We start from the raw sequence: 11169 nt of genomic DNA, 5'->3' as shown, positions 1-11169 counted from the left end.
AAGACAAAATCAGGGTACTTGTTGTAAAGACCTAACCCTGCAAACAACAAAACGAGACAAAATCAGGGTATTAGTTGTGCAATCATAGCTAGGAAAACGGCAAATTTCGCGTATGTCATAGCGTGAATACTGTGGTATCATTTTAAAATGTACAGGCTTGAGCATGAGTATTATTTAAAAATATTCGCAATAAGAGGAGAACTGTAATGAAAAGAGTTGAGATCGAAGATATCCTGAAATACCGCTACCTTGAGAATCTGCTATATAACCCGGGTGGCACGGCATATGTTTACAATGTGGCATATGCAGATGCTGATAAGAACACCTACAGGAGAGATGTGTGGGCTGTGAAAAATGGCAGGCCTTTTCAGCTTACAGCAACTATAGATGCATCAATATCCTTCTGGAATAGCGATTCTGAGCTCATAATAAGCAGAAAAAAGCCCGGGGATGAAAAGTCTGAGGACGCTGAGCTTTACACGATTTCCATAGATGGCGGTGAGGCTAAGCTCTGGGCAAAGCTTCCTGTAGCACCGGGAGATATAAAGAAAATATCAGAGGGGCTCTATGCATTCACAGCACAGATTGAAGAAAAGGATCCGGATGCCTATCTTGATGATGCAGATACAAGGAAAAAGAAGAGCGAAGATAAGAAAAAGAATCTTGAGGAAGACTATGATGTTTTCACTGAAGTTCCTTACTGGTTCAATGGAAAAGGCGTCAGCGAAGGGAAACGAGATGCGCTTTTTATAATGCGCAGAAAAGGCGACTCCATTGAGAAAGGACCCAAGTCGGAAGAAACAGAAAGCATCAATGAATGCAAAGAATCCGAGTCCTTAACGGATAACATGAAGAAAGAGAATGCATTTGAATTAATCCGCATAACAGCTCCAGACTTCAATGTTAACGACTTCAAAATAGACGGAGACAGGATATATTTCACCGGAGAAAAGGCAACAAAAATACCGGAATTCTACAATGACTTATTCTGTTATGACACAAAAACAGAAAAACTTACCGAAGTATACAATCGCCACAACATTGGAATTGAACAGTTTGAGGTTAAGGATGGCGAAGCATATGTTTTTGCATCAGATTACAAAGACTACGGAATAAATCAGTCCACAAATCTTTATGCTGTAAAGGATAATGAGATTGTGAAGATTGACGCCTATAAACCTACACATTCAATTGGGAACAGCATAGTTGGTGATATGGCAATCGGTGGTGGTAAGCAGGCTAAGCTCCTGCAGGAAGATGGCAAAATGGTGCTGTACACTCTTGCCACAATTGAGGATCACACAGCGATAGAAAGAATCGAGCTCGCTACAGGTAATAAACAGGTCGTTCTTGATCTTTCAGGTGATATCTATTTCTTTGACATAATAGATGAGAACTTTGTCCTTAGCTATTCAGACAAAAATCATCTGCCTGAGATTTACACAATTGCCAAAAAGAATTTAAAGACATCTGAGATTAAGGACCAGGAGCACTATACTCCTGCTGATAACAGGGACGTTCTGACACAGATTTCATCTCACAACACGGAACATCTAAAAGATCTGTATATTGCTGAGCCTGAGAGGATAGATTATAAATCAGAAGGTCTGGAGCTTCACGGTTGGGTGCTTCTTCCCGAGAACTATGATGCTTCCAAAAAATACCCGGCAGTTCTCGACATCCATGGCGGACCCAGATGTGTATACTGCAACAGCTTTTTCCATGAGATGCAGGTATGGGCTGCAAGGGGCTTTGTTGTTATGTTTACAAATATAAAGGGAAGCGACGGCAGAGGAGATTACTTTGCGGATATTCGCGGAGACTATGGCGGAACTGATTATAAAAATCTGATGGCTTTTGTGGATGCTGTACTTGAAAAGTATCCCTCAATTGATGAAAACAGAATCTGTGAGACAGGCGGATCATACGGTGGTTTCATGACCAACTGGGTTGTCACTCATACAGACAGATTCTGTTGCGCTGCCAGCCAGAGATCGATTTCCAACTGGCTTTCAATGACTTACATCAGCGATATCGGACCCTATTTTGGACCCGACCAGAACGGAGTGGATTATGAAGATTTTTATAAGACGTTAAACCACGATGCACTGTGGGATCACTCCCCACTAAAATATGTCGACAATGCTAAAACTCCCACGCTTTTCCTGCACAGTGATGAGGACTACAGATGTCCGCTTCCTGAGGCAATGCAGATGATGCAGGCGATGACCGTGAGAGGTGTCGAAACCAGAATGATTGTTTTCCACGGTGAAAATCACGAGCTTTCAAGATCGGGAAAACCCATGCACAGAATCAGAAGGCTTAAGGAAATAACCGACTGGTTTGAAAAGCATACCAAATAACTTTTTATATCATCTTAATTCTGTCGTTATAGGGATTTTACTATTGTGATTTATAATTATAGACGGGTTTCCATGCAACAAAACAATTGTAAGATTTCTTGTGCAAAAATGTGCACAAAAACCTGTGAATTGAGGTGGGTTGGCTATGGCAGATGAGAAGTATGCAAGTTATAACCTGGCAAGAAAAAAACTCATTTTGGGTTCTTTTTTAAGACTTATGATCAGTAATGTCTTTGTCCTTGTCGCTACCTGCGCCTGTGGTTTTATAGATAATCTTTTTATTGGACAGTTTATGGGAAAAGAGGCGCTGGCTGCAGTAGGTTTCTTCTCACCTGTAGTTGTTGCGGTAGGTCTTACGAGTGTTGTTATAATTGGAACTCAGATGTTATGCGCCAATTATGTAGGCAGTGGCGACAATGATCGCGTAGATCAGCTGTTTTTAAGTACTTTTATGTCCATAATTGTAGTAACGGGGATTTTTTCGATGTTGTGTTTTTTATTCAGAAGTCCTCTTGCTACACTGCTTGGCGCTGATGGTGATGCGCACACACTTTTGATGCAGTATATAACGGGATATTTCGTTGGAATGGTGCCTCAGGGACTCGCTGCGATGCTTATGTCCCTGACGTCATTTAATAATGATCTGAAGAGATCTTATCTCAGTACCGCAGTTATGATTTGCGGCAATATTATTGGTGATATGACTCTTATCGGGCCTTTGGGACTATTAGGCATAGGACTTGCATCTACGTTAAGTAGCATAGCATCATTTTTGGTTCTTTTGCCTGGATTCCTGAACAAAGACAAGATTTATGCATTAAGATTTGCTGCAGGATTCAACTTGAGACTTGTATTGGCTGCCTGTTACAGAGGCGTTCCTTCCCTTATGTTTTCAATAGGACTCATAATAAAGAATTATTCCTTTAACTATGCTCTCAAGAATTATACAGGGAATGATGGAGTTGCTGTGGCAAATGTAATGTGTTCCGTATGCGGAATTGTAGGTGCGGTTGTAGGAGGCTGCTACAATACCTATGCATCCTTTGCCAGCCTTTACTATGGAGAAGAGGACAGGGAAAGCTATCTTGAGGTTTCAAAGATAGCTATGATTGTTGGCGGGATAAGCTGTACTGCCACTGTCCTGGCGATGGCACTATTATCAGGACCGCTTTCAGCTCTTTTCTTTCCTGGAAGTTTGGAAATGCAGGAGATGTCAAGATGGATGTTTGTTCTGGCATTTACCTTCCTGATTCCAAATTTGTATTTAAATATTTTGCTTAAGTCATATCAGACTCAGGGTAAAATGGAACTTCTTAATATTATATCTGTATCAGAAGTGGCATCGGTAGGTATAGTAACGCTTATTACAGTTCCGGTTCTGGGGATAACAGCGGCATGGCTGTCTAACACGGTAGTTGATATAGCGTGTATTATCGTCATACTGATATCTGTATTATTGTGGAAAAAGAGCTTTGATTTATCACTCCCTGCCATACTTAAGCTTCCTGATGAATTTGGATGTGAAGGTATGGAGGTAGTGGAGTGCTCCATTAAGAATGTTGATGAAATCGTTGGCTTTAGCGATAAAATGATTAATTTTTGTGAGGAAAAAGGGGCGTCTCATAAAATAGCTTATAATGTCGGGCTTTGTATAGAAGAGATGGCCTATAATATTCTGCAGCATGGTGGTAAGAACAAAAACTATTCGGTTGATATCAGGCTTGTTTTAAAGGATAAGCTGACGGTCAGGATAAGAGACAACTGTAAGGAATTCAATCCGAAAAAATACGTTGATCTTATCAATATTGACGATCCCTTTAAAAATATCGGTCTTCGACTTGTCAGTAAGAGAGCGACGCAGATTGATTATTACAACAATGCCGGCGTAAACACCCTGATTATGAAGTTTGATTATTAGCCTGGATCAGAGTTTACAGTAATGATTACATATTCTGATTTGGTGCCGGATTTAAATTTGATTGCCCAGTCGGAGATGCCAGAGGTTACTATAAAGTCGGTTCCGTTAATCTTCTTATGGCCATAGGTTGCGTCATTGACGCCAGACCATTCCCCCAGGTAGGTGAGGGGAATCAGCTGTCCGCCGTGGGTGTGACCGGATACTACAAGGTCAGCGCCGGCTGCTGCCTCAGCATCGTAGTCAGCAGGCTGATGATCAAGAACGACAATATATTTAGAGGTGTCAAGATCTGACAGGAGTTCCTCCATGGATTGTCTTGACCCCATACTTTTGTCGCGCCTTCCTACGATATAGAATCTGTTATCAATGAGCTCATACTCATCCTCAAGGATATGAACGCCGTTTTCCTTCAGGGCATTTCTAAGATCTGTTCCTGAAAAGTTTCGGTCTTCGTAATAGCCCTCATCATGATTTCCAAATGAAAAGTAGACACCGTATTTTATATTAAGTTTGCCCAGTGCTTCACAGGATTTTATCATGTTTTCCTTAGTGGTCCAGTCATCGACCATATCTCCCGGAATCAACAGAATATCGGGATTTTCCTGTTCGATCATCTTCATTTTTTCATAAAAACCATCACCATCAAAGGTGGTTCCTACGTGGGAATCCGCGAACATGGCAATTTTCAGTGAACCGGGATCCTTATCCGTGTGCAGGTCGTACCTTGTCTGCCATATATTGACGCAGAGATAATAAGAGATACAAAGATATATCACAGAAGCAATGAGAGCGAGCGCACCGATGAGATTTTTGCCGTTATAATTCTTGTAGTCCTTATGTCTGATTTTTCCAATAATCCTGCCGATAATTCCAAATAGCAAAAAGAACATAAGGGTGCTTAATAACACCACAACAGCGTCAACAACTGACATAAAAAAGCATACTGCTGCAAAGCATACGGCAATTATAAGAAATGAAAAAATATACCCCAGGAAGCGGTTTTTTTCTTTTGACCGCCTCATTATGCTGAATTTCGAAACCTGTACTGTCATATATATCGCGCCGACTGATACGAGTGACAGCGCCAATATCAAAAGTAATAACCATATAAACATGATTTTTTTCCTCTGTAAAAACTGCTTTTTTGTAATTATAACTCATTCTAAACAAGTATATTAATTGCTTCAATGATATAATATCAGAAATAGGCTTTTTCAATTTTAATTTAGTAAAATTGAAGAAGAGAGATCGAGTGGAGAACCCATCATGAAAACTGTTTTTATTACCGGAGCAACCTCAGGAATCGGAAATGAATTCGCTAAGGCCTTTGCATCAAAAGGATACAGATTGATATTAACAGGTCGTCGCTATGACAGGCTTCTTGCCATGCAGAAAACGCTGGGTGAAAAATGCAGAATAATTACGACGGATTTATCAGAGAAAGAGCAGTGCAAAAAGCTCCTGAAAGAAATTGAAGATGAACACATAGATGTTTTCATAAATAATGCAGGATTTGGCACAGCGGGGAATTTTTTTGAAACAGATGTGGATAAGGAAATTTCAATGATCCGCGTCAATGATATTGCGATGCATATACTGTTTAAAGGTGTCCTTATGAAAATGAAAAAGCAGGGGAAGGGAACGATTCTCAACGTGGCGTCCTCAGCAGGACTTCTGCCTGCAGGTCCCTACATGGCTACATACTATGCCTCCAAAGCTTATGCTGTATCCCTTACCAAGGCAGTGGCCAGAGAGCTGAAAGAGCAGGGCAGTAACCTGTATGTCTGCTGTCTGTGTCCCGGACCTGTGGATACTGAATTTAACAGCAACGCTGATGTGATATTTGCATTAAAGGGAATATCTGCCAGGAAGTGCGTCTCCGAGTGTCTTCAAGGAATGAGAAAGAGGAAAACAGTTATTGTGCCGACGCTTAGGATGAAGCTGGCTATAGCTTTTCAGCATTTTATTCCCGAGAGTCTGCTTATTACGATGGTTGGGCATCAGCAGAAGAAAAAAATATATTCCGATAAGTGAGAGAAAGGAAATAGCATGAAAACTTTATACATAGAATGTAAAATGGGAGTTGCAGGAGATATGTTATCTGCAGCGCTTCTTGAGCTGTGCGACAATCGCGAAGAGATGATGAATATGCTTTCGGAAATGGAGATTCCCGGAGTTACATTTTCGTTGGAAAAGAGTGAAAAATGCGGTATTGTGGGAAGCCATCTTGCTGTAAAAGTAAATGGCGAGGAAGAAGTAAGTGAGGATGTCGATCACGAGCACAGTCATGAGTATGACCACAGCCATGAGCACAAGCATAATCATGAGCATGAACATAATCACGAGCACAGCCATGAGCACGATCATGACCATGCCCATACCCACTCACATCATCACAGACATTTATCGGACATAGAGGATATTGTAAGGAAACTCAATATACCTGAATCAGTTAAGTCTGATATCATGAACGTATACAAGCTTATAGCTGAAGCAGAGAGTAAGGTTCATGGCCGTGAGGTTACCGAAGTACATTTTCATGAAGTGGGAACGATGGATGCGATCGCTGATATTGCAGCAGCATGTCTCATTATGCACGAGCTTGCACCCCAGAAGGTAATAGCATCACCTATACATGTGGGCAGCGGTCAGGTAAAATGTGCACATGGAATTCTTCCTGTTCCGGCACCTGCAACAGCGCTTCTGCTTAACGGAATCCCAAGCTACAGCGGAGATGTAAAGGGAGAACTTTGTACTCCGACAGGAGCGGCACTCATTAAATATTTTGCTGACGGATTTGGAAGTCAGCCTGTTATGAGTGTGGAAAAGATTGGTTATGGAATGGGTAAAAAGGATTTCGCCCAGGCGAACTGTGTGAGAACTATGCTTGGAAACTGCGACGATGAAGCTTCTGATGAGCTGACGGACGTAATATCAGAGCTTGTATGCAATCTCGATGACATGACACCTGAAGCCATTGGTTTTGCAACAGAGCGCCTGATGGAAGAGGGAGCGCTTGATGTTTTCACAACTCCAATCGGAATGAAGAAAAACCGCCCCGGAACCATGCTTACGGTCCTGTGTAAGGAAAATCAAAAGCAGGAATTTGTAAGAAAGATTTTTAAACACACAACCACAATCGGGATTCGTGAAAATCTTTGTAAGCGCTACATTCTGCACCGCGAAGAAAAAGTGGTCAATACTCCTGACGGGGAAATCCGTGTGAAGGAAGTCAGCGGATATGGTGTAATGCGTGAAAAAAAAGAATATGAGGACCTTGCAAGAATTGCCAGATCTAAAGGGACAGCATTGGAAACGAAATGATAATGCGTCTATTATTGATAGAGATAAAAAGAAAGAAAAAAGTAACTCATGAAAGATTTTGAAGCATTAAAAGAAAAGAGTCTTAATGATATTAAAAATGCAGGAATTCAGATAGGTAACATAGTATCCTGGGAGATAAACAAAAGAGCAAAGACCAGGTGGGGACAATGCAAAAAGAACATTGACGGAACCTATGCAATTCAGATTTCATCTACGCTCCTCACTGATGACAGGATACCTGAAAAGGCTGTGCTTGAGACAATGATCCATGAGATTCTTCATACCTGCAAGGACAGTATGAAGCACTCGGGAAGCTGGAAGCACTATGCCGATATAATGAACCGCACCTACGGATACAATATAAAGCGCATAACCAAGGGAAGCGAAAAAGGTGTGGAAGATTATAAGAGCAAGCCAATGGCTATCAAATATGTTTTTACCTGCAAGGGATGCGGTGCGAAAATATACAGAAAACGTGACTCCAAATTTACAAGAAACTACCGCCGTTATGGCTGCACCCTGTGCGGTGCTGTGGCGTGGTCAAGGCATACTGTAGACTGACTTAGTTTTAATAAAATCTTTATCCTTTTTATACGGTATCTTTACTAATATCGGATATGATGTTACATAGTGAAGTTGTTACAGTATTAATCTTATACGTTTCTTATGGAGGTAATGTTAATGAAGAGAAAACTTTCAATTCTTATGGCAGCTACTATGCTTTGTGCAATGACTATTTCAGCCAGCGCTGCTCCGCAGTGCCCTGACAGAGTTGTTCCCGGAGAGCTTGAGAACAATGCAGTTCTTGGGGCTGAGTGGGTTGAGCACGATACATTTATTCCTGTTTCTACAGGTGTTGGCGATGTTAAGCAGGGTAAGGATGATGTAACCGGAATGACAGCGGTTATTACTCATGTTAATCCTATTTATACAGGAACAGCTATGAAGATTGCTGATAAGCTTGGTGCTAATATTGTTGGTGCTTTTCACATTACTCTTCCTACAGGTATCTCAGAAGCCGGCGTTACATTTGATGTAAAGGAAGGCTTCACAATGCCTGCGAATCCTGTATTTATTTCCTTACATGGAAAAGTATTCTGCACACCGAAGAGAATTATTAAGATCAACGATAGAAAATTCGTGATGGTTTTCAATGCTTCTGATACAGATTTCTATATGCTTGATGGCGGATCTCTTGGATTGGATTCTCATACATCTTATAAAGATTTCTTCCAGGGACAGTAATGTGGCATGTACTCTAAAAGAGTAAGCAAATAAAACTATTAAGAGGAATTCTTCCATATAGCGGAGGAATTCCTCTTTTTTATGTATATGATATAGGTGTCAAAAGTCAAAAATGCGTACATGCTTGCATGTTAAGCATTTTGACTTTATGACCCGAACAAATATGAGGAATAAGCAATTTACGCAGTAAATTAGCGGTTTCCGAATATTTGTAGAATTGCTCCATGACTTTAGTCATGGAGCAATTCGTATATCATATGGTGTCAAAAGGTACTTTTGACACCTACATCATGTATATCCCATGTGATAAAAAACAGGGACATCTGCTATAATAATTGAGGATATTAACGGGAGGGAACTATGAAAAGAGCATATTTAGTATTAGTGCCGATTATGGTACTTGGACTTGCAGGATGTGCAAAGTCAAGAACGATGGATATAGAAACCGCTAAACGCGTACTTGAAGATGCCGGTTACACAGTTACGTTGAATCTGGAGGACGTAGATGCCGGCACGATTCCTGCAAAAGAGGTGTCTGTAGATGACATGGAGACCTATTCAATTCAGGACATGACCTTTTCGCTTAAGGATGACGGATCCGGGAAAAATCATTACTTACTTACAAGCTTTGTGTTATATCTTGATAAGTCTTCCAAGGGCTATGAAAGCTTTGTCAGTAAGGGCGGATTCAGGACTTATGAGGACGTTATAAAATCAAAGATATCGACAGTAATATCTGCTACAACCCTCGATGAGATAAGGGATAATGAGCCCAAAATAAGAGCGGAGATTCTAAAATCCTTCGAGGACCTTTTTGGTTCGGATTTTATTTATAACATAGAATTAAGCGGATCTTTATATCAGTAATCAGGAGAGAAAAATGCCGGCATATTTTTCTATAGTTTCAGAATGTAACAGAGACAATATTTATGGAACAATTCTAAAGGATTTTTATGAAGTGCTGACGATTGCAGGAATGAAATTCACCTACGGCTATTGGCAATCCATGGATATGTCCTATGAAGAAATCATAGAGACCAATCAGAAGAAATTAGAAGAGAATTTTGAACTTGGCTATGATGAAAATTCAGATAACGACTATATCCAGCTCATGTATGATTTTGGTGTTTTTTCAGAAGTCAGGTCATTTATTATAAACAGGCCGGAGGAAGGGATATTTACGCTGCATATCATTATTCCCGAGGATGAGCTGCTGGAAATAAGGGATGGAAAAATAACTTATGACAGAAAGAAAACAGATTCTTTAATTGAACTTTCAAAGAAACTATGGGAGCTTCCTTTTGTTGATATTATTCAAACCTGCCTTGAGCTTTCGGATGATATAGATACACTCGAAAATATTAAGGATGGAGCAGCGCTTGCGGTGGAACCCTTTGCAATTGTCCCTGATGAAATAAAGGAGCTCGTGCCTGGTAACTATTCCACCTCAGAACTGCCGGGTAACGGTATGCTTGTTACTTTGAGTCTGTAATGAACTTAATGGATTAAATTAATATAGTTTTTATAAAGTGTTAATAAGGGATTAATGCTGCTTTTGTATAATGATTGGCAGATAGGTGTGAAGGTTATCGCACCGGAGGAAGTTTGGGGGCATGTTTCTTAGTGTGTAGTTTTTATTTGGAGGGACTGCCTATGATTAGGAAAATGATCAGTAAACTCAATGTTATTATGGCTACAGTGGCCGCTGTGAGTATGACGCTCACTCCCGTTACAGCTATGGCAAGGGGAAATGTCGTAGAGGAAAATTTGGGAACTACCGATATTACCTGGGATGCTGTTACTTCTCAGGAAGGATCGGAAGAACTCATTGGCGCAGGAAGGTTCGTTACGTTTGACGGAGTGGATTGCCAGATGTGGATTCCCAATTTGATGCAACCTGAGGAATTGACGGAAGAAGATATTCAGAAGGGTTATATTGGCTACTATACCACAGAGGATAAGAAATCTGTTGCGGCAATAATGTATATAGATACCGGCGGAATGACTCTTGAGGATTATAAAGCATTTCTTGCAGATGACAATGAGGTTTCAGGAATTACTGACATTACAGTAAATGGTCTGCCGGGTGTTATGTACGATATGACCGGAAAAGATGCAACCTGCGTAAGCTTCACAACAGATTCCGGCTATGTATTGGAATTTACATTTTCTCCTATGTCCGACGATGGATATTCAGCAATAACAACTTGCATGATTGCTTCCATTCAGGAATAATAAATGAAGTTGTTACCGTAGATAAATAGACTAATAGAAGCACTGCTATGAATTGATTATATGGTCAATCATAGCAGTGTTTTT

10 protein-coding genes are annotated in these 11169 nt (G+C 40.6%); 9 read left to right on the top strand and 1 reads right to left on the bottom strand.

What is annotated here, in order from left to right; all coding sequences use genetic code 11:
• Nucleotides 1–206 precede the first annotated feature (206 nt).
• Together G602_RS27800 and G602_RS0120935 are read left to right on the top strand one after the other, a co-directional pair.
• Nucleotides 207–2363 (top strand): alpha/beta hydrolase family protein, encoded by a 2157-nt coding sequence (locus G602_RS27800; RefSeq protein WP_049945380.1) that lies wholly within the window; start codon nucleotides 207–209, stop codon nucleotides 2361–2363.
• A 145-nt stretch (nucleotides 2364–2508) separates the two neighbouring features.
• Nucleotides 2509–4281 carry an MATE family efflux transporter gene (locus G602_RS0120935; protein WP_026660778.1) on the top strand — a complete coding sequence of 591 codons (1773 nt, stop codon included), beginning with the start codon at nucleotides 2509–2511 and terminating at the stop codon, nucleotides 4279–4281.
• Here G602_RS0120935 and G602_RS0120930 read toward each other — a convergent pair.
• On the bottom strand, nucleotides 4278–5396 hold the full coding sequence (locus tag G602_RS0120930; protein ID WP_044933051.1) for a metallophosphoesterase: 1119 nt from the start codon (nucleotides 5394–5396) through the stop codon (nucleotides 4278–4280). The two genes, G602_RS0120935 and G602_RS0120930, sit on opposite strands and share 4 nt — an antisense overlap.
• Nucleotides 5397–5547: 151 nt before the next feature.
• Here G602_RS0120930 and G602_RS0120925 point away from each other — a divergent pair, with 151 nt between their 5' ends.
• The 7 genes from G602_RS0120925 to G602_RS0120895 all read left to right on the top strand — a co-directional run bounded on the left by G602_RS0120925 (nucleotide 5548) and on the right by G602_RS0120895 (nucleotide 11085).
• Nucleotides 5548–6315 (top strand): SDR family NAD(P)-dependent oxidoreductase, encoded by a 768-nt coding sequence (locus tag G602_RS0120925; RefSeq protein ID WP_044933050.1) that lies wholly within the window; start codon nucleotides 5548–5550, stop codon nucleotides 6313–6315.
• A gap of 15 nt (nucleotides 6316–6330) precedes the next feature.
• The gene (gene larC / locus G602_RS0120920) at nucleotides 6331–7605 is read left to right on the top strand and encodes a nickel pincer cofactor biosynthesis protein LarC (protein WP_026660775.1); all 1275 of its coding nucleotides are present in this window, start codon (nucleotides 6331–6333) and stop codon (nucleotides 7603–7605) included.
• Nucleotides 7606–7653: 48 nt separating this feature from the next.
• The gene (locus G602_RS29425; RefSeq protein WP_026660774.1) at nucleotides 7654–8166 is read left to right on the top strand and encodes a SprT-like domain-containing protein; all 513 of its coding nucleotides are present in this window, start codon (nucleotides 7654–7656) and stop codon (nucleotides 8164–8166) included.
• 120 nt (nucleotides 8167–8286) lie between these two features.
• A complete protein-coding gene (locus tag G602_RS0120910; RefSeq protein WP_026660773.1) occupies nucleotides 8287–8850 on the top strand; it encodes a hypothetical protein in 564 nt (187 codons plus the stop codon).
• Between the two features lie 360 nt (nucleotides 8851–9210).
• On the top strand, nucleotides 9211–9717 hold the full coding sequence (locus G602_RS0120905; protein ID WP_026660772.1) for a flagellar basal body-associated FliL family protein: 507 nt from the start codon (nucleotides 9211–9213) through the stop codon (nucleotides 9715–9717).
• Between the two features lie 13 nt (nucleotides 9718–9730).
• The gene (locus tag G602_RS0120900; protein ID WP_026660771.1) at nucleotides 9731–10342 is read left to right on the top strand and encodes a hypothetical protein; all 612 of its coding nucleotides are present in this window, start codon (nucleotides 9731–9733) and stop codon (nucleotides 10340–10342) included.
• A 161-nt stretch (nucleotides 10343–10503) separates the two neighbouring features.
• The gene (locus G602_RS0120895; protein ID WP_026660769.1) at nucleotides 10504–11085 is read left to right on the top strand and encodes a hypothetical protein; all 582 of its coding nucleotides are present in this window, start codon (nucleotides 10504–10506) and stop codon (nucleotides 11083–11085) included.
• Nucleotides 11086–11169: the final 84 nt, after the last annotated feature.

Source organism: Butyrivibrio sp. AC2005 (assembly GCF_000424145.1).
Taxonomy (GTDB): Bacteria; Bacillota; Clostridia; order Lachnospirales; family Lachnospiraceae; genus Butyrivibrio.
This window is presented reverse-complemented; position numbering and strand designations above follow the sequence as displayed.

What these genes read in the sequence shown, in the direction of transcription:
- G602_RS0120910 (WP_026660773.1), top strand. Translation starts at nt 8,287, where the DNA reads ATGAAGAGAAAACTTTCAATTCTTATGGCAGCTACTATGCTTTGTGCA.
- G602_RS0120935 (WP_026660778.1), top strand. Translation starts at nt 2,509, where the DNA reads ATGGCAGATGAGAAGTATGCAAGTTATAACCTGGCAAGAAAAAAACTC.
- G602_RS0120900 (WP_026660771.1), top strand. Translation starts at nt 9,731, where the DNA reads ATGCCGGCATATTTTTCTATAGTTTCAGAATGTAACAGAGACAATATT.
- G602_RS0120905 (WP_026660772.1), top strand. Translation starts at nt 9,211, where the DNA reads ATGAAAAGAGCATATTTAGTATTAGTGCCGATTATGGTACTTGGACTT.
- G602_RS27800 (WP_049945380.1), top strand. Translation starts at nt 207, where the DNA reads ATGAAAAGAGTTGAGATCGAAGATATCCTGAAATACCGCTACCTTGAG.
- G602_RS29425 (WP_026660774.1), top strand. Translation starts at nt 7,654, where the DNA reads ATGAAAGATTTTGAAGCATTAAAAGAAAAGAGTCTTAATGATATTAAA.
- larC (WP_026660775.1), top strand. Translation starts at nt 6,331, where the DNA reads ATGAAAACTTTATACATAGAATGTAAAATGGGAGTTGCAGGAGATATG.
- G602_RS0120930 (WP_044933051.1), bottom strand. Translation starts at nt 5,396, where the DNA reads ATGTTTATATGGTTATTACTTTTGATATTGGCGCTGTCACTCGTATCA.
- G602_RS0120895 (WP_026660769.1), top strand. Translation starts at nt 10,504, where the DNA reads ATGATTAGGAAAATGATCAGTAAACTCAATGTTATTATGGCTACAGTG.
- G602_RS0120925 (WP_044933050.1), top strand. Translation starts at nt 5,548, where the DNA reads ATGAAAACTGTTTTTATTACCGGAGCAACCTCAGGAATCGGAAATGAA.